Origin of the sequence: Bradyrhizobium sp. SZCCHNS1050 (assembly GCF_032484785.1) — a bacterium.
Taxonomy (GTDB): domain Bacteria; phylum Pseudomonadota; class Alphaproteobacteria; order Rhizobiales; family Xanthobacteraceae; genus Bradyrhizobium.
Genome location: NZ_JAUETR010000004.1, coordinates 89258 through 109559, shown reverse-complemented (window position 1 = coordinate 109559; position 20302 = coordinate 89258). Strand labels below are relative to the sequence as shown.

19 protein-coding genes and 1 pseudogene are annotated in these 20302 nt (G+C 66.2%); 11 read left to right on the top strand and 9 right to left on the bottom strand.

All coding sequences use genetic code 11. From position 1 onward, the window contains the following. Positions 1-19: 19 nt before the first annotated feature. From QX094_RS34045 to QX094_RS34030, 4 genes are all read right to left on the bottom strand, one after another. Positions 20-1414 (bottom strand): patatin-like phospholipase family protein, encoded by a 1395-nt coding sequence (locus QX094_RS34045; protein ID WP_315711351.1) that lies wholly within the window; start codon positions 1412-1414, stop codon positions 20-22. A gap of 147 nt (positions 1415-1561) precedes the next feature. Then, the gene (gene plsY / locus QX094_RS34040) at positions 1562-2158 is read right to left on the bottom strand and encodes a glycerol-3-phosphate 1-O-acyltransferase PlsY (RefSeq protein ID WP_315711352.1); all 597 of its coding nucleotides are present in this window, start codon (positions 2156-2158) and stop codon (positions 1562-1564) included. A gap of 30 nt (positions 2159-2188) precedes the next feature. Then, entirely contained in the window at positions 2189-3490 is a 1302-nt protein-coding gene (locus QX094_RS34035) for a dihydroorotase (protein WP_316188504.1), read from the bottom strand. Positions 3491-3513: 23 nt separating this feature from the next. Continuing rightward, a complete protein-coding gene (locus QX094_RS34030; protein WP_315740287.1) occupies positions 3514-4467 on the bottom strand; it encodes an aspartate carbamoyltransferase catalytic subunit in 954 nt (317 codons plus the stop codon). A gap of 154 nt (positions 4468-4621) precedes the next feature. Here QX094_RS34030 and QX094_RS34025 point away from each other — a divergent pair, with 154 nt between their 5' ends. The 3 genes from QX094_RS34025 to QX094_RS34015 are packed head-to-tail and all read left to right on the top strand — an operon-like array spanning position 4622 to position 7831. Continuing rightward, positions 4622-5344, top strand: a complete 723-nt coding sequence (locus tag QX094_RS34025; RefSeq protein ID WP_316175283.1) for a M15 family metallopeptidase — start codon at positions 4622-4624, stop codon at positions 5342-5344. Positions 5345-5366: 22 nt separating this feature from the next. Next, the gene (locus tag QX094_RS34020) at positions 5367-7010 is read left to right on the top strand and encodes an acyl-CoA dehydrogenase family protein (protein ID WP_316175152.1); all 1644 of its coding nucleotides are present in this window, start codon (positions 5367-5369) and stop codon (positions 7008-7010) included. Then, on the top strand, positions 7007-7831 hold the full coding sequence (locus QX094_RS34015) for a CPBP family intramembrane glutamic endopeptidase (protein ID WP_316188503.1): 825 nt from the start codon (positions 7007-7009) through the stop codon (positions 7829-7831). Before QX094_RS34020 ends, QX094_RS34015 begins: the two co-directional genes overlap by 4 nt. A 10-nt stretch (positions 7832-7841) precedes the next feature. Here the strand turns inward: QX094_RS34015 and QX094_RS34010 are convergent, their stop codons facing one another. From QX094_RS34010 to QX094_RS34000, 3 genes are all read right to left on the bottom strand, one after another. After that, entirely contained in the window at positions 7842-8765 is a 924-nt protein-coding gene (locus QX094_RS34010; RefSeq protein WP_316188502.1) for an AEC family transporter, read from the bottom strand. Positions 8766-8768: 3 nt separating this feature from the next. Next, entirely contained in the window at positions 8769-9254 is a 486-nt protein-coding gene (ruvX, locus tag QX094_RS34005; RefSeq protein WP_316165136.1) for a Holliday junction resolvase RuvX, read from the bottom strand. A gap of 147 nt (positions 9255-9401) precedes the next feature. Next, positions 9402-10244: an oxidoreductase gene (locus tag QX094_RS34000; protein WP_315711360.1), complete on the bottom strand. Its 843-nt coding sequence runs from the start codon at positions 10242-10244 to the stop codon at positions 9402-9404. 49 nt (positions 10245-10293) lie between these two features. Here QX094_RS34000 and QX094_RS33995 point away from each other — a divergent pair, with 49 nt between their 5' ends. Beyond that, the gene (locus tag QX094_RS33995; protein WP_315752961.1) at positions 10294-10893 is read left to right on the top strand and encodes a TetR/AcrR family transcriptional regulator; all 600 of its coding nucleotides are present in this window, start codon (positions 10294-10296) and stop codon (positions 10891-10893) included. A gap of 178 nt (positions 10894-11071) precedes the next feature. Here the strand turns inward: QX094_RS33995 and QX094_RS33990 are convergent, their stop codons facing one another. After that, a complete protein-coding gene (locus QX094_RS33990; protein WP_315711362.1) occupies positions 11072-12019 on the bottom strand; it encodes a cyclase family protein in 948 nt (315 codons plus the stop codon). A gap of 228 nt (positions 12020-12247) precedes the next feature. Continuing rightward, positions 12248-13138 (bottom strand): LysR family transcriptional regulator, encoded by an 891-nt coding sequence (locus tag QX094_RS33985; protein ID WP_315827239.1) that lies wholly within the window; start codon positions 13136-13138, stop codon positions 12248-12250. Between the two features lie 94 nt (positions 13139-13232). On the opposite strand from QX094_RS33985, the pseudogene QX094_RS33980 reads away from it, so the two are divergent. From QX094_RS33980 to gatB, 7 genes and pseudogenes are all read left to right on the top strand, one after another. Beyond that, positions 13233-14228, top strand: a pseudogene (locus tag QX094_RS33980) (NAD(P)H-dependent flavin oxidoreductase); the annotation flags it as partial. Between the two features lie 9 nt (positions 14229-14237). Further along, a complete protein-coding gene (locus QX094_RS33975) occupies positions 14238-15314 on the top strand; it encodes a nitronate monooxygenase family protein (RefSeq protein WP_316171407.1) in 1077 nt (358 codons plus the stop codon). 107 nt (positions 15315-15421) lie between these two features. Then, positions 15422-15709, top strand: a complete 288-nt coding sequence (gatC, locus tag QX094_RS33970; protein ID WP_315711367.1) for an Asp-tRNA(Asn)/Glu-tRNA(Gln) amidotransferase subunit GatC — start codon at positions 15422-15424, stop codon at positions 15707-15709. Positions 15710-15773: 64 nt separating this feature from the next. Further along, complete coding sequence (locus QX094_RS33965; protein WP_315752956.1) at positions 15774-16010, top strand: hypothetical protein; 237 nt, start codon at positions 15774-15776, stop codon at positions 16008-16010. Then, a complete protein-coding gene (gatA, locus tag QX094_RS33960) occupies positions 16007-17482 on the top strand; it encodes an Asp-tRNA(Asn)/Glu-tRNA(Gln) amidotransferase subunit GatA (protein WP_315752955.1) in 1476 nt (491 codons plus the stop codon). The genes QX094_RS33965 and gatA overlap by 4 nt, the downstream gene beginning before the upstream one ends. Continuing rightward, the gene (locus tag QX094_RS33955) at positions 17473-17769 is read left to right on the top strand and encodes a hypothetical protein (RefSeq protein ID WP_315752954.1); all 297 of its coding nucleotides are present in this window, start codon (positions 17473-17475) and stop codon (positions 17767-17769) included. Before gatA ends, QX094_RS33955 begins: the two co-directional genes overlap by 10 nt. Positions 17770-17774: 5 nt before the next feature. Beyond that, on the top strand, positions 17775-19253 hold the full coding sequence (gene gatB / locus QX094_RS33950) for an Asp-tRNA(Asn)/Glu-tRNA(Gln) amidotransferase subunit GatB (protein WP_315752953.1): 1479 nt from the start codon (positions 17775-17777) through the stop codon (positions 19251-19253). The last annotated feature ends 1049 nt before the right edge of the window (positions 19254-20302 follow it).

The window sequence follows — 20302 nt, the reverse complement described above, 5'->3', positions numbered from 1 at the left end:
ACGCAGGGAAGAGGGCGCGCTACGCCGGCGCGACGTCGCGCACATCCTCGGACTCGGACACCGGAGACGATAGCACCGGCTGATCGCCCTGGATGGCTGGCGTGGTGCCGACCGGAGCTTCGCGCAGCCAGCGCTCGGCTGCGTCGCGTCCGCGCTGGTACAGCAGCTCGACGAAGTCGCTGCCGAGATCGGTCGCATCGCGCTGTGCCAGGGCTTCGATCTCGTCCTCGGCCGCAAGCCGATGGACGCGCGGCGGATGCAGGCCGTCGCTGCGCGCCCATTCGAGCGCCGCGAGTTCGGCGTTCAGGACCGCATTGCCGGCGATCTGGTCGAGGCGGCGATCGATCGCGGCCGAGGTCGTCGGGACATGGCCGTCGCGCGCGGGCGTGACCTGAACGACCAGCAGGTCGGCGGCGCTGGACTCATGCGCGATCTGGATCAGCGGCGGATTGGTGACGTAGCCGCCGTCCCAATACGCTTCGCCCTCGATGTCGACAGCGGCGTGCAGTTGCGCGGGACAGGTGGAGGCGAGCAGTGCATCCGGTGTGATGCCGGCATTGCGGAAGATCTGCGGCAGGCCGTCACGAGCCCGGGTCGCCGCAACCAGCAGGCGGGGCGCGGCCGGGCCCTGCACGGCGTCGAAATCGATCGTTTCGCGGAGGATGTCGCGGAGCGGATCGAGATCGAGCGGGTCGGCGCGTCCGCCGCGCAGCCCCGCACCGAACGACACCGAGCTGCTCGCCGGCGAGTACGCGCCGATCACCAGCAGCGATCGGAACGACGCCTCCTCCATCAGCCGGGTCCAGAACAAAGCGAGCCGGTTGCGCGCCTCGTCGCGGCCGCCCTTGGCGAGCCCGCTCGCGAGCAGCGCGGCGTTGACCGCACCGGCGCTGGCGCCGCTGATGGTGTCGAAGTCGCAACCGGGTTCCTCGAGCAGGCGATCGAGCACGCCCCAGGTGAAGGCCGAGAACGTTCCGCCGCCCTGCAGGGCCAGCGACAGCTTGCGCGGCGGCCATGTCCGGGGCGGCGGCGGCAGCGTAACCGTTGCGATCGTCTCCGCGAGCGTTCGCTCGGGCGCCTCTGCGGTCTTGGTCTCGCTGATCACGGGCGTGCTCGTGGCCGCCATGATCATCTCGGCGACGGCCGGCGCGCCATCGGCTCGTTCCGGCGCAGGGCTGGGCTCAGATATTTCGGCGGGGAGCGCGACGTCCGACATGACCGGCCCGGCAGGCGTCTCGGGCGTCTGCGCCGGTTCTGCAGCGGCCGTGATGCCGGTCGACCAGATCTCAGCGGCCGATAGCAGCAGGCTGGCGTTCGACCGGGCCGGGGCCGCCTTCTGCTGCGCCGGAGCCTGATCAGTACGGTCATCGTGCGTGGCCGACGAACCGCTGGAGTTGGTCTTGCGTAACCACATGCAGGAATCATGACAGGCAATCATGATTCACGCCAGAGTCCCGCGTTAACTTATGAGCTGATGAATCGCCGGTGTTGCTGCGCAGCCGCTGTGAAATCAGGGCGCAACACAGGTTTTCCGTATTTGCTCCGTATTTGTCCGGAGCGACTACTTCTTCGCCCCGATCTTGCTCTCGGTGCCCAACTGCAATCGCTTGATGTTTTCGCGATGCATGTAAATGAGCAACAGTGTGAGCAGGGCGAACAGGGCCGCCAGCGCGGTGTGGCCGAATGCCCACAACACGATGGGTGTCAGCACGCTGGCGACGAGTGCCGCGAGTGATGAGTAGCGGAGCGCGAATGCGGTGGCGAGCCAGACCAGGCAGAAGAAGATCGCGCCCGGCCAGAACAGACCGATCAAAATACCGATGTAAACGGCGACACCTTTGCCGCCGCGGAACTTCAGCCACACCGGGAACAAGTGACCGAGGAAGGCGCCGAGGCCCGCGATCATCGCGGCATTCGGGCCGCCGAGATAGCCCGAGATGATGACCGCCGCCGTACCCTTCAGCGCGTCGCCGAGCAGGGTTGCTGCCGCGAGCCCCTTGCGTCCGGTGCGCAGCACGTTGGTGGCGCCGATATTGCCGGAGCCGATGCTGCGCAGATCCTGCGTGCCGGCCAGCTTGGTCAGGATCAGGCCGAACGGGATCGACCCCAGGAGATAGCCGATGATGAGAGCGACCGGCAGGAAGGCTTCGGAACCCATCACACCACTCCTTCCAAGCTTCGCCTTGCGTCAGACATGTTCGAACACGGTGCGGCCCCCGACGATGGTGCGGACCACGCGGCCGGTGAAGCGGGCTTCGTCGAACGGCGTGTTCTTGCACAGCGATTTGAGGTCGGCCGGATCGAGGATCCAGGGCACGTCCGGATCGATCACGATGATGTCGGCCGGCGCGCCTGCCCGCAAGCTGCCGCCGGGCAGGCCGAGCAGCTCGGCGGGCCGCGTCGACATGGCGCGGATCAGGGTCGTCCAGCTCAGCTCGCCATTGTGCACGAGCCGCAACGCCGCCGGCAGCATGGTCTCGAGCCCGACCGCGCCGCTCGCAGCCTCCGCGAACGGCAGCCGCTTGACCTCGACGTCCTGCGGCGTGTGGTCCGACATGATGACGTCGATGAGGCCCGAGGCCAGCGCTTCGACCAATGCGCAGCGGTCGGCCTCGGTGCGCAGCGGCGGCGTCAGCTTCAGGAAGGTGCGGTAGGGGCCGATGTCGTTCTCGTTCAGCGTCACGTGGTTGATCGAGACCGACGCGCTCACGGTGAGGCCGGCTTCGCGCGCGCGCCTGAGAATGTCGAGCGAGTCGATCGAGCTCAGCGCGGCCGCGTGGTAGCGGCCCTTGCTGAGCGCCACCAGGCGCATGTCGCGTTCGAGCACGACGGCTTCCGCTGCGGGCGGGATGCCGTAGAGGCCGAGCCGCGAGGCAAACTCGCCTTCGTTCATGACGCCTTCGCCGACGAGATTGGGATCTTCGGTGTGATGCACGATCAGGGCGTCGAAATCCCGCGCATAGGTCAGTGCGCGGCGCATCACCTGCGCGTTCATCACGCTGGTGTGGCCGTTGGAGAAGGCGACGGCGCCGGCGGCGCGCAACAGCCCGATCTCGGTCATCTCCTCGCCGCGCAGGCCCTTGGTCAGCGCCGCCATCGGCTGGATGTTGACGATCGCGGTGTCGCGGGCGCGGCGCAGCACGAAGTCGACGGTCGCCGAATTGTCGATCACCGGCTCGGTGCCGGGCTGGCAGATGATGGTGGTGATGCCGCCGGTGGCGGCGGCCTGGCTGGCGCTGGCGAAGGTCTCGCGATGGCCCAGACCCGGCTCGCCGACGAAGGCGCACATGTCGATCAGGCCGGGGGCCACGATCTTGCCTGCGCAGTTGACGACATCGGTGCCCTCGGGCACGCCCGCGGCGCCGATGCCGCGCTTGAGGTCGCGGATCACGCCGTCGGCGATCAGCACGTCGCCGGGGCCGTCGAAGTCGCGGGAGGGATCGATCACGCGCGCATTGGCAAGCAGGATCGGGCGGCGGTCGGTCAGCATGGCGTTTGGTCCCGACTTCTGTATCACGCGTTGGGCAGGTTGCGGGCCAGAGCCTCGAGCACGGCCATGCGCACGGCCACGCCCATTTCGACCTGCTCCCGGATCAGCGATTGCGCGCCGTCGGCGACGATGGATTCGATCTCGACGCCGCGGTTCATCGGTCCCGGATGCATGACCAGCGCGTCCGGCTTGGCGTAGGCGAGCTTCTTCTGGTCGAGCCCGAAATACTGGAAATATTCCGACGAGGACGGCACGAACGAGCCGTTCATGCGCTCGCGCTGCAGCCGCAGCATCATGACGATGTCGGCGCCGTTGAGCCCTTCGCGCATGTCGCGCGCGACCTCGACGCCCATGCGCTCGATGCCCGGCGGCAGCAAAGTGGAGGGCGCGACGATGCGGACGCGGGCGCCCATCGTATTCAGCAGCAGGATGTTGGAGCGCGCGACGCGCGAATGCAGCACGTCGCCGCAGATCGCGATCACCAGCCCCTCGATGCGGCCCTTGTTGCGGCGGATGGTGAGCGCATCGAGCAGCGCCTGGGTCGGATGCTCATGCGCGCCGTCACCGGCATTGATCACGGAGCCGTCGACCTTGCGAGCCAAGAGCTCCACCGCGCCGGAGGCGTGGTGACGGACGACCAGGATGTCCGGATGCATCGCGTTCAGGGTGACCGCGGTGTCCATCAGGGTCTCGCCCTTGCGCATGGACGAGGACGACACCGACATGTTCATGACGTCGGCGCCGAGCCGCTTGCCAGCGATCTCGAACGACGACTGGGTCCGCGTCGAGGCCTCGAAGAACAGGTTGACCTGGGTGCGGCCGCGCAGCACGGTGCGCTTCTTGTCGACCTGACGATTCAGTTCGACATACTCCTCGGACAGATCGAGGAGGCCGGTGATGTCGTGGGCGGAAAGGCCCTCGATTCCCAGCAAATGCCGGTGCCCGAGGACGAAAGTCGATTTCGGAGAGGTTGCCATTAAAGCCAGAGCTATAGGCGCGGTTTCCATGGGGGGCAAGGCCGAAAGCCGGGGTTCCGAGTTTTCCCCCGTTCCGTCTTCCGAGCCTCTCGGGGGGCTCCAAACCGGGGACTCGCGGGCCATCGCCGGAAGAGGTCCGCTCCGATACGCCCTGATCTTGCTGGCGGCGATCGTGCCGGCCGGCGCGGCCGCGTTGCCGTTCGATTTCGTCTATCTCCGCGACATCGACCCGACGATCCTCCAGGACATCCGTTATGCCGGCAGCAACAATTTCGTCGGCCGACCCTTGCCGGGCTACGAGGCGGCCGAATGCGTCGTGACGCGTGACGTGGCGCGGCGGCTGCAGGCGGCTCAGGCCGAGCTGCGGCCGCGCGGCCTGTCGCTGAAGATGCTCGACTGCTACCGGCCGGTGCGTGCGGTCGCAGAGATGCTGGCCTGGTCGCAGGACGGCGTCGAGACCACGGCCGGCCGCCGCTACGCTCCGCGCATCGCCAAGCAGGACCTGTTCCGTCTCGGCTATATCGCCGTGCGTTCGAGCCATTCGACCGGTGCGGCGCTCGATCTCACGCTGGTCGAGCTCGCGGCCGACAATTCCGCGGCGTTCGACCCGGCCAAGGACTACGCGGACTGCACCGCGCCCGCAGCGCTACGCGCGCCCGAGGGCAGCGTCGACATGGGAACCGGCTACGATTGTTCCGACGTGAAGGCTCATACCGCCGCGCAGAACCTGACACCGGAGCAGCGCCGCTGGCGCAACGAACTGGTCGCGGTGATGGCGCGGCAAGGTTTTGTGAACTATGCCAAGGAGTGGTGGCACTTTTCGCTGCCGGGCGCTGGCGCGACGACTTATGTTTTTCCCATTCGGCCGCGCCGATGATCGATCTCTGTAGGGCACGGCCATGACGCAGTCTTCCTTCGCGACCCATGAGGTCTTCAACCAGTCGCCGCCATTCGAGGACGTCAACCTGTTCACGGCCGACCGGCCCTTGATGGATGCCTTGAAGGCCAATGATGGTGCCGGAGCCGAGCAGGAGCTGTCTGCATTCGGTGCGCTCTGGGGCTCAGCTGCGATGGCCGAGCAGGGCCGGCTCGCCAATGAGAACACGCCGAAGCTGCGCAGCTTCGACGCCAAGGGCTTTCGGCGAGACGTCGTCGAATTTCATCCGGCCTACCATGCGATGATGACGCGCTCGGCCGCAGCCGGCCTGCACAATTCGACATGGACGGCAGAAGGTCGGCCCGTCGGCGGCTGCTCGGAGGTGGTGCGCGCCGCGAAGTTCTATATCGCCTCGCAGGTCGAGAGCGGCCATCTCTGCCCGATCACCATGACGCGGGCCTCGGTGGCGGCGCTGGCCGCCCAGCCTGATCTGCTGGCAAGAGCGATGCCGGTCATCGCGACCGATGACTACGATCCGGCGTTTGCGCCGTGGTGGCAAAAACGCGGCATGACACTCGGCATGGGCATGACCGAGAAGCAGGGCGGGACCGACGTGCGCGCCAACCTGACGCGCGCTGAGCGTACGACCGATGGCTATCGCATCACGGGGCATAAATGGTTCATGTCGGCGCCGATGTGCGACGCCTTCCTGGTGCTGGCGCAGGCCGATGCCGGCCTGACCTGCTTCTTCATGCCGCGCTTCAAGCCGGATGGCTCGGTGAACGCGATCCAGTTCCAGCGCTTGAAGGACAAGCTCGGCAACCGCTCCAATGCCTCGTCGGAGGTGGAGTTCGTCGGCGCCTATGCCGAGCGGGTCGGCGACGAGGGCAGGGGCATCAGCACCATCATCCAGATGGTGCAACTGACGCGGCAGGATTGCGCGATCTCGTCTGCCGGCCTGATGCGCTCGGGGCTCGCGCACGCGCTGCATCATGCGCGCCATCGCAGCGTGTTCCAGAAGCATCTCGCCGACCAGCCGCTGATGCAGGCGGTGCTCGCCGACATGGCTCTCCATGTCGAGGCGACGGTGGCGCTGGTGATGCGGCTGTGTCAGGCGTTCGATCGCGCGCCTCTGTCGCCGCGGGAGGCGAACTACGTGCGGCTGCTGACACCGGCGATCAAATACTGGGTCTGCAAGAGCGCGCCGCCGTTCCTGTATGAGGCGATGGAATGCCTGGGCGGCAACGGCTATGTCGAGGACGGCATCCTCGCCCGCCATTTCCGGGAGTCGCCGGTCAATGCGATCTGGGAAGGCTCGGGCAACGTCATGTGCCTGGACGTGCTGCGGGCGCTGGCGCGCGAGGCGGAGGCGGCCGCGCACGTCCTGATGCATCTCAAAGCAGAGACCAGCGGGTTGCCCGGCGCGGCGGAGTCGCTCGCCTTCATCGAGACCAGCTTCCGCCGGCCGGATTCCGAGCGCGTCGCGCGCCTCGCAGTCGAGAAGTTGGCGCTGCTCGCAGCCGCCGCCGCGCTCAACCTCGTTATGCCCGCTCATGCGGAGCTTTTCGCCGCCACGCGGCTCGCCAATGTTCACCCGAGCATGTATGGCGCGGTCGATCTCGATCGCTCAGACATCCGTAGCTTGCTGGAGCGCGCGCTGCCTTGACCGACTCTCCCGAAGCCGCCGTGATGGATTCGCTCGATCCGGGCAACCCGCCGCAGCAGGTCGTTCCGGCGCATCATCAGCCGCGCACGCTCGGCTTCTGGCGCACCTTGCTGTGGGGCCTCCTCATCATCGTCGTGTTCTTCATCGGCCAGCTGACTCCGATCGTCTATTTCCTGCTGCGCCATGAGGGTCCAATCGACAGCATGGCCGCGTTTCAGTTGGCCATGATCCAGATCGCGAGCCGGTCGCTCACGGTCTCGCTGTCGGCGATCATGGGCGTCCCGGCCATTTTGATCCCGATCTATTTTGCCGTCCGCCACACCCGCATGTCGTTCGTCGACTATCTCGGCCTGCGCTGGACCGGCTGGAAGAATTTCGTCTTTGGCGTTGTCGGGATGGTCGTGATCCTGGGATGCTGGGAGCTGGCGGCGCAGCTGACGGGACGCGAAGAGAAGTCGGCGAGCTTCATGGTGGACATCATGAAGACCGCCAGAGGCGACGGCGTGGTCTGGCTGCTGGTCATCGCCTTCTGCGTCGCCGCACCGGTGTCGGAAGAGCTGATGGCGCGTGGCTTTCTCTACCGCGGCTGGTCGGACTCCTTCCTGCGCGTGCCCGGCGCCATCGTGCTGTCGTCCTTGTTGTGGACCGTCCTGCATCTCCAGTACGACTGGTTCGCCCTGCTCAACGTGTTTTCCCTCGGCGTGTGGTTCGGCTATCTGCGCTCTCGTACCCACTCCACCTATCTGACCATGGTGCTGCACGGCCTCAACAACCTCGCCGCCACGGTGCAGACCATGTGGCTGGCCAGCGGTTCTTCCTGAACGGACGCGTTCAGCTCGCCCAGGCGATCGCGAGCGGCATGGTCAGCGCCGCCAGCACCGTTTGCAGCGAGATGATCTGCGCCAGCAGCGGCGCGTCGCCGCCCATCTGCTTGGCCAGCACATAGGCGCTCGGCGAGGTCGGCACCGCCGCGCAGATCGCGACGACGACGAGGCTCGGGCCGGTGACGCCGAACCATCCGGCGAGCCCGATCGCGAGGAGGGGCATCAAGACCAGCTTGAGCACGACGCCGAGCGCAGCGGCCGGGCCAGCGCGGCGCAAGCCTTCGAAGTGCAGGCCGGCGCCGGTCACCAGCAGGCCGATCGGCAGCGAGGCCTGTCCGAGCGCATCGGCGGCATCGTGCCAGAGCTTTGGCAGCGGCATATGCGCCACGTTCAGTGCGAGCCCGGCGATGCAGGCCCAGATCAGCGGATTGCGCACGATGGTGGCAAGGATCTCACGGATCGAGCGGCGGGTCGGCGAGGCGTAGTGGGCGAGCACGGCGACGCTGAACACGTTGACCATTGGGATGATCGCGATCATCGCCACCGACGCCGCCGCAAGCCCGGACGCGCCGAACAGGCTGCCGGCGACGCTGAGCGCGACGTAGGTCTGCCAGCGGGTTGCCCCTTGGAAGATCGAGGTGAAGGCCGGACCATCGATGCCGGAGCGGGTGAGCAGCGGCCGCAGCACGAGGCACAGCGCCGACATCGCCAGCATCGCCAGGAACAAGGCGCCGCCGATGCCGGCGACCGGCACCTTGCCGAGATCGGCCTTCACCAGGCTCTGCATCAGCAGCGCCGGAAACAGCACATAATAAGTCAGCCGCTCGAGCCCGTGCCATTGCGTATCCAGCCGGATCAGGCTGCGCCGCAGGCCGAAGCCGACCACGATCAGCAGGAATACCGGCGCGAGCGCCGCGGCGACGGGGCTCATGGGCTAGCGACCGGACTGGCGCAAGGTCGCAAGCCGATCGAGCGCTCCCTGCAGGATGAAGATCGCCGCATGCGTGTCGATCACCTCGGCGCGCCTGGCGCGGCTGACATCCATGCCGATCAGCTCGCGCTCGACCGCCGCCGTCGACAGCCGCTCGTCCCACAGGCCGATCGGCAGGTCGGTGAGGCCGGCGAGATTGCGCGCGAACGCCCTGGTCGACTGCGCCCGCGGCCCCTCGCTGCCATCCATGTTGATGGGCAGGCCCAGCACCAAGCCGATCACCTTGCGCTCGGTGCAAATCGCCAGCAGTCGCGCCGCGTCGGCCTTGAAGGCCTTGCGCTGGATCGTCTCGACGCCGGTGGCGAGCCGCCGGTCCGGATCGGACACGGCGACGCCGATGGTCTTGGTGCCGAGATCGAGGCCGACGAGCGCGCCGCGCTCGGGCCAGCGGCCGGCGGCTTCGATGAGGGGGAGGATGGGGGCGGGCATGGCAATGCGCTTAACACGCAGGTGCGTGGCGGGCCAGCAGGTGAGGACGTGCATCGCTTCGCCGCCCCGATGAAGCTCGCGCACGCGAGTCGACCGGCCCAGATGTCGAGCGTTGCAGTCTTTCCCGGATGCGCCGGCTTTGGATCATCAAGCGAAGCTGGTGGAGCGCGAGAGCTTGTTCCAGGCACTCACTTCGGCTTTCATGCCCTCGATCTTCTGCTCGACCAGGGCCAGCGCGTCCTCACCGAGGAACAGCCGCACAGGCGGTTTTTCGGCTTCCACGAGGGCGAGCAATGCCTGTGCGGCCTTCGCGGGATCGCCGGGTTGGTTTCCGCTCTTGGCCAATCGGGCGGCGCGAATCGGATCCATGACGGCGTCGTAGTCGGAAATGCTGCGCGGCGTGCGATCCATGGACCGTCCCGCCCAATCGGTACGAAACTGACCGGGCGCAAGCGCAATGACGCGGATGCCGAAGGGGGCCACTTCCTTGCCGAGCGACTCCGAGATGCCCTCCAGCGCGAACTTGCTGCCGCAATAGAAGCTGATCCCGGGCATGGTAATGAAGCCGCCCATGGATGTCACATTGACGATATGGCCGCGCCGCCTCGCGCGCATCCCCGGCAACACGGCCTTCATCATCGCGACAGGGCCGAACACGTTGGCGGCGAACTGCCGCTGCAGATCGTCGAGCGAGGACTCCTCCAGCGTGCCCTCGTGACCGTAGCCGGCATTGTTCACCAGGACGTCGATCGCGCCAATCTGCTTTTCGGCCTCTGCCACAGCAGCCGGGATTGCATCGAAATCGGTAACATCGATCACGAGAGGATGAGCCTTGCCCGCTGCAAGCGCGGCAAAAGCCTCGGCATCCCCGACCCTTCGCACGGTCCCGATCACCCGATGGCCGGCGGCCAGCGCGCCCTTTGCGAACGCTCGGCCCAAGCCCGAACTGACGCCAGTGACGAGGAAAATCTTCGATTCGGCAGCCGCCATCGTACAACTCCGCATGACAAGGTTATCTATATCATGATATAGATATTGCATGGTACCTCGCAAGACCGAACATTCATCCATTGGCATGAGAGGCGAGCCGCTTCGTCGGCACGTCCTCGATGCGGCAGAGCGGCTTCTCCGTCAGGGCAGGGCCGATTTCTCGATGCGAGACCTTGCCGCTGAGGCGGGGGTCAGCTTCGCGACGCCGTTCAATCAGTTTGGCAACAAGGCGGCGATCATGCAGGCTCTCTCCATACGTCGGATCGACACCATGGAGACGCGGTACACCGCCGCGCCACCATCGAGAGATACGAAGACACGCGTGCTATTGGCTATTGATACGGCGGTGGCGGTGATGTTGGAGAATCCAGACGTGAACCGGACCGTGATGGGATGGCTGGGTGCCGCCCAGGCTTCGCCCGGTCAGACGCTTTCCCGATCCACTGCCTTCTGGGCACTGGCCTTGGGAAAGGGAGAGGGACTGACGGCCAGCCGGCGAGAACAAGCGCTGTGCTGCCTTCCAGAGCAACTCGCCTTCAGTTTCCGCGGCGTGTTGTCCTTCTGGACTGCGGGCGAATTGTCGGACGCGGCGCTCGCCCCGCGTGCGCGAGATATGGCGAGTGCCTTGTTGCTCGCCTACCTCCATTAACGTCCGATAGGGGCGGCTTGGTCGACTGACCGACCGATCCCAGGTCTGTGTCGGCCGGCTCGCTCCAGGCGCGCCTGCGGCGGACTCCTTGTCCAAGGCTTGCTTTCGTAGGACGATTCCAGACTCCTCGTGAGGACGCGGCGCTCCCGGGATGCCCTCACGAGGAGATCGGCGGAGCTTAACGGATCGCGATCGGGTTGATCATGCCCTGGACGCCGCCGCGCCAGCGCGGCTGACCCAGCACGAACAGGAACTCGTAGCCCTTGTCCTTGGCGAGGTCGGCCGTGTTCATGTTCTCCAGGATGTAGGTCCCGTTCATGGCGAGCAGGATCTGGTGCACCTCGAACAGGTTCGGCGACTCGAACGGGATCGCCTCCACCGCCCAGTTGTCGGCCCCGACCGCGACCACGCCCTTCGAGGTCAGGTATTTGGCGCCCTCGACGCCGAGACCGGGCTCGCCGGCGCCGTAACGCTTATCGTCCTTGCCGATCAAACCAAGCCAGCCGGTGTGGAAGATCACGATGTCGCCCTGGCGGATCTCGACGCCCTGCTTCTTGGCAGCTTCCTCGATCTCCTTGACGTTGAACGCGGTGCCTTCCTTGACCACGTCGGTGTTGTAATAAGCCGCCATGTCGAGCAGCACGCCGCGCGCCACCAATGGCGGCACCTTCTCGATGCCGAGCTTCTTCAGGCCGGTCGGATCGGCGAAGTCGAGCAGCTTGTTGCCGTTGTAATAGACGTGCTCGATGCCGAGATGGCCGAGCCCGTCGATCTGGCTGCCGACGCCGACCCAGCCTTCGACGATGTCGTCATTGTAGGTCGCCTTGTTCGGGCCGAGGCCGGGAATTCCGGCCTGGCCCGGCTGCACCACGGTGATCTTGAACGAACGCGGCGGATAGGCCGGCGTCTTGGAATCGACGATCATGCCGAGCGGGTAGGTCTTGCCGGTCTTCACCAGCGAGGCGGCTTTGACCACGAGCTCCGGCGTGATGTAGTTGGCCGCGCCGATCTCGTCCTGTGGGCCCCATTTCGATTTCGTCCAATCCGGGGTCTTGTCCTGGGCATTCGCCGTCCCGATCGCACCCATCATGGCAATCGAGCAGCACAACACGAACGCGTTGCGCATCGCATTTCCTCCGACATGTTGACGTTTGTTCTGTTTCGCGCTGGCCAGCGCTGCATCCTAACGTAGTAGAGGATGGCCAGACAAAGCTATTTCGCGCGCGTGCGCTGCACAGCGCCCGAAAGTCGCATCGGTCGAAATGGCTGTTTTTCCCTGCGCGAAAACGTCATTTCGCGCAATGGAATGCGCCGTTCGCTGGCGATGCTCAGCACAATCTTTGAATGAATCGCGTCAGGCTGCGATGTCGTGGTCCCGGCCGGCGAGTCCGGCCATGAAGGCCGAGAGGCCGCTGCTGCGATGCGCCGCGCGGCGGTGGATGAACAGGGTTTCGACGCGTCCATGACTTGGATCGAGCGTGTGCAGGCTGACGCTGCCGATCATCTCGTTTCGCGTCACCACAGCGCGTGGCAGCAGCGCGACGCCCATGCCAGCGGCGACGCAGCCGATCATGCCGTCGAGCGTACCGAGCTCGATGCGCGCGGCCGCGGGCCAGCCGAAATCGTTGAAGACCTGCTCCAGCCGCTGCCGGTAGGTGCAGCCGGCCCTGAACACCAGCGCCGTCGGGCCGGAGGCAGCCGTGGCCGCACGCAAGGCTGACAGGCTTTCAAAGCGCCGGGCCGTCACCAGCACCAGCTCTTCCTCGAAGGCGATGATACCCGAGAGCTCGGGATGTTCGATCGGGCCGGCCACGAAAGCGCCCTCGAGCGTCCCGTCGAGTACGGCGGCCACGAGCTCGGCGGTTGGCGCCGTGCGCAGACCGAGGGCGACAGCCGGGAAGCGCCGATGAAAATCCGCGAGCAGCGTCGGCAGGCGCACGGCGGCGGTCGTCTCCATCGAGCCGATCGTCAGCGGTCCTCTCGGCTCGCCATCATCGCGCGCGGCGAGCAGCGCTTCGCGCGACAGCGCCGCCATCCGGTCGGCGTAAGGCAGAAGTCGCAGCCCGGCATGGGTCAGGGTCATGCCGCGGCTGTGCCGCTCGAACAGTGCGGTGCCGATCTCGCCTTCCAGCGCCTTGATCCGCTGGGTCACGTTGGACTGCACCGTGTTGAGGGCCTCAGCAGCGCGGGTGATGCCGCCGCTGCGCGCCACGGCTGCAAAGGTTTCGAGGTCGCTCAGTTCCACGCCGATCTCCGTTTTGAATCTGCGATGGCAGAGTTCTCAAGTATTCATTTTGAGAGAATGCTAGCCGCGCCTAAAGTCGCCGTCCAGAGTTGAGGAGACTTTCATGGCACTGCGGACGGCGTTGACGGAGAAGCTCGGCATCAGCCAGCCGATCCTGCTGGCGCCGATGGATCTGATTGCCGATGCGCGCCTCGTGCGCGCGGTCAGCGACGCCGGGGGATTCGGTATTCTCGGTGGCGGCTATGGCAACCGAACCTGGCTCGCGCAAGAGACCGCAAGGCTTGAAGGCCTGCATGCGCCGTTCGGCATCGGCTTCATCACCTGGTCGCTGGCGAAGCAGCCCGATCTGCTCGACGTGGCGCTCGCCGCGAGGCCCGCGGCGATCATGCTGTCATTCGGCGATCCCGCGCGGTTCGCGCCGGCAATCAAGCGGGCCGGTGCGTTGCTGATCTGCCAGGTACAGGACGAGGCGATGGCAGAGCAGGCGATCGCGGCGGGTGCCGACATCCTGGTTGCACAAGGAACCGAGGCGGGCGGCCATGGCGCGTCGCGGACCACGCTCGACATCGTGCCGGCGATCGTCGACCTCGCCGCGGGGCGAGTGCCGGTGGCGGCGGCCGGCGGCCTTGCCGATGGCCGCGGCCTTGCTGCGATGCTGATGCTGGGGGCGGATGGCGTGCTGCTCGGCACGCGCTTCTATGCCAGCCGTGAGGCTGCCGGTGCCGACGAGGCCAAGCGGCGCATCTGCGCGGCGAAAGCCGGCGATACCGTGCGCGGCATCATCTTCGACCTGTCCCGCAACAATGTCTGGCCGGCGCCGTTTACCGGACGCTGCCTGGTCAACGACCATGCGCGCCGCTGGAAGCGGCGCGAGGTCGAGCTGCTGCAGCAGGTCGAGAACGTGTCGGCGGACTATGTGAAGGCACGGACCGAAGGCAATTTCGACATCGCCGCCGTCATTGCCGGCGAGGCCGTCGGCCTGATCCATGATATCCCGCCGGCCGCCGAGATCGTCGCGCGCATCGTCGATGAGGCCGCGCAGATCCTGCAAGGGCGGCGCAACTCGTCCGCCGTCTTCGCCAAGCAATAGGAGCAGCCCATGTGGCCCGACCGCCGCTTCCTGGATCTCGTCAAGACCGAGCACCCGATCGTGCTCGCGCCGATGGCCGGCGTGATGGATGCCGATCTCGTCATCGCGGTGGCGCAAGGCGGGGGGCTCGGCTCGCTGCCCTGCGCCATGCTCTCCGCGGACAAGGCGCGTGAGCAGGTCAACATCATCCGCCAGCGCGTGTCGGCGCCGATCAACGTGAACTTCTTCTGCCACACGCCGGTCGAGGCCGATGCGGCACGTGAGGCCGCATGGAAGCAGAGGCTCGGCGCCTATTACCAGGAGTATGGCGTGGATCCGGCGGCTCCGGTGACGGCCGCGAACCGCGCTCCGTTCGATGCCGCGATGTGCGCCGTCGTCGAGGAACTGGGGCCGGAGGTCATCAGCTTCCATTTCGGCCTGCCTGAGCCGTCGCTGTTGGCGCGCGTGAAGGCGACAGGCGCGGTCGTGATGGCGTCCGCGACCGTGGTGCGGGAGGCGGTGTGGCTGGAGCGGAACGGCGTCGACGTCATCATCGCGCAAGGTGCGGAGGCGGGCGGTCATCGCGGCATGTTCCTGACCGACAAGCTTGCCGAGCAGGTCGGTACGTTCGCGCTGGTGCCGCAGATCGTGGATGCGGTGAAGCTGCCTGTCATCGCCGCCGGCGGCATCGCCGATGCGCGCGGCATCGCCGCGGCGTTCGCGCTCGGCGCGAGCGGCGTGCAGATCGGCAGCGCGTTTCTGCGCTGCCCCGAGTCCAAGGTCAGCGCGATGGCCCGCGCCGCGCTTGCCGCCGCCGACGACGAATCCACCGTCATCACCAACGTGATGACCGGCCGGCTCGCCCGCGGCGTCGCCAACCGGGTGATGCGCGAGGTCGGGCCGATCTCGCCGGATGCGCCGGCGTTTCCGCATGCCGCCACCGCGCTCGGTCCGCTCAAGGCCGCCGCGGAGAAGCAGGGAAGGGTCGATTTCACCAATCTCTGGGCCGGGCAGGCGCTGCCGCTCGGGCGCGCGCTACCGGCCGCCGAATTGACGCGGACACTGGCCGAACAGGCCCAGGCGCGCTTGCGGCGGATGGCGGGCTGACGCTGCGGGCAGGGCGCTGCCCCAGAAAGTCCGGAGGCTGCCGGTTGCGGCGCGAAAGCGGGCTCTGCTATAGGGCGGGTTCACCTTGTCCCGTGAGGCCCTATATAATGTCGGTCGATGCCGCCACCGTCCGCCGGATCGCGCAATTGGCGCGGATCGCTGTCACTGACGCCGAGGTCCCGCATCTGCAGGGCGAGCTCAATGCGATGCTTAACTTCGTCGAGCAACTGTCGGAGGTCAATGTCGAGGGCGTCGAGCCGATGACCTCGGTGACACCGATGGCGATGAAGAAGCGCCAGGACGTCGTCACTGACGGCGAGATCGCCGACGACATCGTCAAGAACGCGCCCATGACCGAGAACAACTTCTTTCTCGTGCCGAAGGTCGTGGAATAGCCAGGGCAGGTCCGCGCTTATCGCGCGTGATCCGCTCCTTCAAACCGACAAGCGAGCCAACGCCATGTGCCTGCTCTGCGACGATGAAGCGGCCTACAAGGCCTATATGGACTATCTCGACGCCATGGAGCGGCAGGGCAAGGCCGCCGATCCGGACAAGACCGTCAACGAGATCCTCGACCAGCTCGAAGCGGCCGCCAATACCAAGAAAGCCCCCCCTGCGAAGAACAAGTTCTTCGCGGACGACGCGGCCGACGACAAGACGCTTTCCCCTTTCTTCTGCAGCCCGATCAACAAATGACCGATTTGACGTCCCTGACGCTCGCCGAGGCCCGCAAGGGTCTCGCGAGCAAGACCTTCACGTCGCTGGAACTCACCGACGCCCATCTCAAGGCGATCGAGGAGGCGCGGGCGCTCAATGCCTTCGTGATGGAGACGCCGGACCAGGCGCGCGCGATGGCGCGCGACGCCGACGCCAAGATCAATAGAGGCGAGGGTGGGCCGCTGGCCGGCATTCCGCTCGGGATCAAGGACCTGTTCGCGACCAAGGACGTCCGCACCACGGCCTGCTCGAAGATCCTCGGTAATTTCGTGCCGACCTACGAGTCGACAGTGACCTCGCAGCTCTGGCGCGATGGCGCGGTGATGCTCGGCAAGCTCAACAATGACGAGTTCGCGATGGGCTCGTCGAACGAGACCTCGTACTTCGGCCCGGTCGGCAACCCCTGGCGCCGCGAGGGCTCCAACACCACGCTGGTGCCGGGCGGCTCGTCCGGCGGCTCGGCGTCGGCGGTGGCGGCGCTGCTCTGCATGGGCGCGACCGCAACCGATACCGGCGGCTCGATCCGCCAGCCGGCCGCGTTCACCGCCACCGTCGGCATCAAGCCGACCTATGGCCGCTGCTCGCGCTGGGGCGTCGTCGCCTTCGCTTCCTCGCTCGACCAGGCCGGGCCGATCGCGCGCTCGACCCGCGATGCGGCCATCCTGCTGCGCTCGATGGCCGGCCACGACCCGAAGGACACGACCTCGGTCGACATCCCCGTGCCGGACTACGAGGCTGCGATCGGGAAGTCCGTGAAGGGCATGAAGATCGGCATTCCCAAGGAGTATCGGCTCGACGGCATGCCGGCCGAAATCGAGAAGCTCTGGAGTGAGGGTCGCAAGTGGCTGGAAGCCGCCGGCGCAGAAACCGTCGAGGTGTCGCTGCCGCACACCAAATACGCTCTGCCGGCCTATTACATCGTGGCGCCGGCGGAGGCGTCCTCCAACCTCGCCCGCTACGACGGCGTCCGCTACGGCCTGCGCGTGCCCGGCAAGTCGATCGGCGAGCTGTACGAGAACACCCGCGCCGAAGGTTTCGGGCCCGAGGTGCGGCGCCGCGTCATGATCGGGACCTATGTGCTGTCGGCCGGCTATTACGACGCCTATTACATCCGGGCGCAGAAGGTCCGCACCCTCATCAAGAAGGATTTCGAGGACTGCTTTGCGAGGGGCGTGAACGCGATCCTGACGCCGGCGACGCCGTCGGCCGCGTTCGGCATCGGCGAGAAGGGCGGCGCCGATCCGGTCGAGATGTATCTCAACGACATCTTCACGGTGACGGTGAACATGGCGGGCCTGCCGGGCATCGCGGTGCCGGCCGGCAAGGACGGACAGGGGCTGCCGCTCGGGCTGCAACTGATCGGCCGTCCGTTCGACGAGGAGACGCTGTTCTCGCTCGGCGAGGTCATCGAGCAGGCGGCGGGACGCTTCACGCCGGTCCGGTGGTGGTAAGCGTCGCCGGGTTCAAGACGAGCCTCGCGGGCGACGCGCCCGCGGCCGGCCTGACGCCGGTGCTCACCGGCCTGTGGTGGCTGGCGAAGGGCGACTGGGACCGGGCGCACAAGATCATTCAGGACGAGACCGGCCGCGACGCGGCGTGGGCGCACGCGCATCTGCATCGCGTCGAAGGCGATCTCGGCAATGCCGCCTATTGGTATCGGCAGGCCGGGCAGCCCGTCGCCAAGGATGCATTGGATATCGAATTTGAGCGGATCGTCTCCGCGCTGATGGGGAGTTGAGGGCCATGACGGCAACCAGCGGCAAGCTGATGAAGGGCGCCACCGGCGACTGGGAGGTCGTGATCGGCATGGAGATCCACGCCCAGGTCACCTCGAAGTCGAAGCTGTTCTCGGGCGCCTCGACCGCGTTCGGCGGCGATCCCAACAGCCATGTCTCGCTGGTCGACGTGGCGATGCCGGGCATGCTGCCGGTCATCAACGAGGAGTGCGTGCGCCAGGCCGTGCGCACCGGGCTTGGTCTGAACGCCAAGATCAACCTGCGCTCGGTGTTCGACCGCAAGAACTATTTCTATCCCGACCTGCCGCAGGGCTACCAGATCAGCCAGTACAAGGACCCGATCGTGGGCGAGGGCGAGGTCACGGTCGAGCTCGACGGCGGCAAGACCGCCACTGTTGGCATCGAGCGCCTGCACATCGAGCAGGATCCCGGGAAGATGCTGCACGACCAGTCGCCGTCGCTGTCCTATATCGACTTCAACCGCTGCGGCGTGGCGCTGATGGAGATCGTCTCCAAGCCGGATATCCGCGATGCCGAGCAGGCCAAGGCCTACGTCACCAAGCTGCGGTCGATCATGCGCTATCTCGGCACCTGCGACGGCGACATGGAAAAGGGATCCCTGCGCGCCGACGTCAACGTCTCCGTGCGCAAGCCCGGCGGCCCGCTCGGCACCCGCTGCGAGATCAAGAACATCAACTCGATCAATTTCATCGGCCAGGCGGTCGAGGCCGAGGCGCGGCGCCAGATCGAGATCATCGAGGACGGCGGCGTGATCGAGCAGGAAACCCGCCGCTTCGATCCCGACAAGGGCGAGACGCGCTCGATGCGCTCCAAGGAGGAGGCGCACGATTACCGTTACTTCCCGGATCCGGACCTGCTGCCGCTCGAATTCAGCCAGGCCTTCGTCGACGAGCTGAAGGCTGCGCTGCCGGAGCTGCCGGACCAGAAGAAGGCGCGCTTCATCGCGGATTTCGGCCTGTCGCCCTATGACGCCTCCGTGCTGGTGGCCGAGCGCGAGAGCGCTGCGTTCTACGAGGCCGTCCTGGAGGCGCTGTCCGAGCGGGCGCGCGACGGCAAGCTCGCCGCCAACTGGGTGATCAACGAGCTGTTCGGCCGGCTCAACAAGGAGGGCCGCGACATCGCGTCCTCGCCGGTGTCGGCTTCCCAGCTCGCGGCGATCGTCGCGCTGATCGGCGAAGGCACCATCTCCGGCAAGATCGCCAAGGACCTGTTCGAGATCGTCTGGAGCGAGGGCGGCGACCCCCGCGAGCTGGTCGAGAGCCGCGGCATGAAGCAGGTCACCGACCTCGGCGCGATCGAGAAGGTGGTCGACGAGATCATCGCCGCCAATCCGGACAAGGTCGCGCAGGCGAAGGCCAAGCCGCAGCTCGCCGGCTGGTTCGTCGGTCAGGTGATGAAGTCGTCGGGCGGCAAGGCCAACCCGCAGGCGGTGAACGATCTCCTGAAGAGCAAGCTCGGCATCTGAACGACGATCGCCCGTCTTCGTTTCCAGCGGCGCGCACATGGTGCGCGCCGTTTGTCTTGGCGTCGCGGTCCGGCGAATCGCCGCACGCGATTCGCAAAAAAGCCACCATTGCCGAGCGTTCGAACGCACACGAGGGCGTGTGCAATGAAAATTTTTTCATTGCCAAAATTTACGACTCAGAGTCCGCGCGTTGCTCTCACCATGCGAGTCTGCACGCCGACACGCCGGCGTCGTCGCGTGCGCCGTGCTGTTCAGCCGTTCAGAAAAATACTTGCAGCACAGGCTTTTTGCGCAATCTCGATTAGTTGCGATCGCGGCCTTGCGCAGGGAGACGTTTGTATTTTCTTGATCGATCGACGCGCTGCTTCGCGCGTTTCGTCAGCCGCACACGCGCGCGCCTGTCAACACTTCCTTAAGCCGGAAGCTGTTTTTTTTCACTCGTTGGTGTATCGATGAGGAGTGCAGCTCGATTCCCGAGTGCACGCATCGACTAAGCCATCTCACATCGGAGGGCAACATGGCCAAGAAAGCGAAGAAGGCGAAGAAGGCAGTGAAGAAGGTCGCGAAGACCGCGGCGAAGAAGACTGCCAAGAAGACCAAGAAGGTCGCCAAGAAGAAGTAACTCTCGCAGTCCTCTGCGAGATGAGTCCGGCAACTGATGCCGGCACGTCGTTGGAACGCAGGTCGGCATAGCTCCTCGAGAGCCGGGCGGATCTCCTGAAGCTCCAACAGACGATAGAGGGTGTCGGCGAGACATCAGGTCAACGGTCGGATCGAACTCGAGAGCGGCTTCGCTCGCGGTACGGTCCGGCAGAAGAAACAGGATTTCTTCGTTCGGTGCAGATCGCGTTTCCGGTCTGCAATCTCACGAGCGGCTATCAGCCAGAGTGGGATCTGATCCTGACGTGTTCGCCGACGCCCTCGATCCTTGAGCACTGCGCCTTTGGCGACTGTGTGCCTCCAACCTTCCCATAGACGAACGGCATCATCATCAGCAGCTCGGCGCAGCCGTGCTCGTACCGCGCTGCGCAATCCCCCGCACGTGCTGT

Excerpts from the sequence above, each read along its gene's own strand:
- QX094_RS34045 (WP_315711351.1), bottom strand. The coding sequence starts at position 1,414 with ATGTGGTTACGCAAGACCAACTCCAGCGGTTCGTCGGCCACGCACGAT.
- plsY (WP_315711352.1), bottom strand. The coding sequence starts at position 2,158 with ATGGGTTCCGAAGCCTTCCTGCCGGTCGCTCTCATCATCGGCTATCTC.
- QX094_RS34035 (WP_316188504.1), bottom strand. The coding sequence starts at position 3,490 with ATGCTGACCGACCGCCGCCCGATCCTGCTTGCCAATGCGCGCGTGATC.
- QX094_RS34030 (WP_315740287.1), bottom strand. The coding sequence starts at position 4,467 with ATGGCAACCTCTCCGAAATCGACTTTCGTCCTCGGGCACCGGCATTTG.
- QX094_RS34020 (WP_316175152.1), top strand. The coding sequence starts at position 5,367 with ATGACGCAGTCTTCCTTCGCGACCCATGAGGTCTTCAACCAGTCGCCG.
- QX094_RS34010 (WP_316188502.1), bottom strand. The coding sequence starts at position 8,765 with ATGAGCCCCGTCGCCGCGGCGCTCGCGCCGGTATTCCTGCTGATCGTG.
- ruvX (WP_316165136.1), bottom strand. The coding sequence starts at position 9,254 with ATGCCCGCCCCCATCCTCCCCCTCATCGAAGCCGCCGGCCGCTGGCCC.
- QX094_RS34000 (WP_315711360.1), bottom strand. The coding sequence starts at position 10,244 with ATGGCGGCTGCCGAATCGAAGATTTTCCTCGTCACTGGCGTCAGTTCG.
- QX094_RS33995 (WP_315752961.1), top strand. The coding sequence starts at position 10,294 with ATGGTACCTCGCAAGACCGAACATTCATCCATTGGCATGAGAGGCGAG.
- QX094_RS33990 (WP_315711362.1), bottom strand. The coding sequence starts at position 12,019 with ATGCGCAACGCGTTCGTGTTGTGCTGCTCGATTGCCATGATGGGTGCG.
- QX094_RS33975 (WP_316171407.1), top strand. The coding sequence starts at position 14,238 with ATGTGGCCCGACCGCCGCTTCCTGGATCTCGTCAAGACCGAGCACCCG.
- gatC (WP_315711367.1), top strand. The coding sequence starts at position 15,422 with ATGTCGGTCGATGCCGCCACCGTCCGCCGGATCGCGCAATTGGCGCGG.
- QX094_RS33965 (WP_315752956.1), top strand. The coding sequence starts at position 15,774 with ATGTGCCTGCTCTGCGACGATGAAGCGGCCTACAAGGCCTATATGGAC.
- gatA (WP_315752955.1), top strand. The coding sequence starts at position 16,007 with ATGACCGATTTGACGTCCCTGACGCTCGCCGAGGCCCGCAAGGGTCTC.
- gatB (WP_315752953.1), top strand. The coding sequence starts at position 17,775 with ATGACGGCAACCAGCGGCAAGCTGATGAAGGGCGCCACCGGCGACTGG.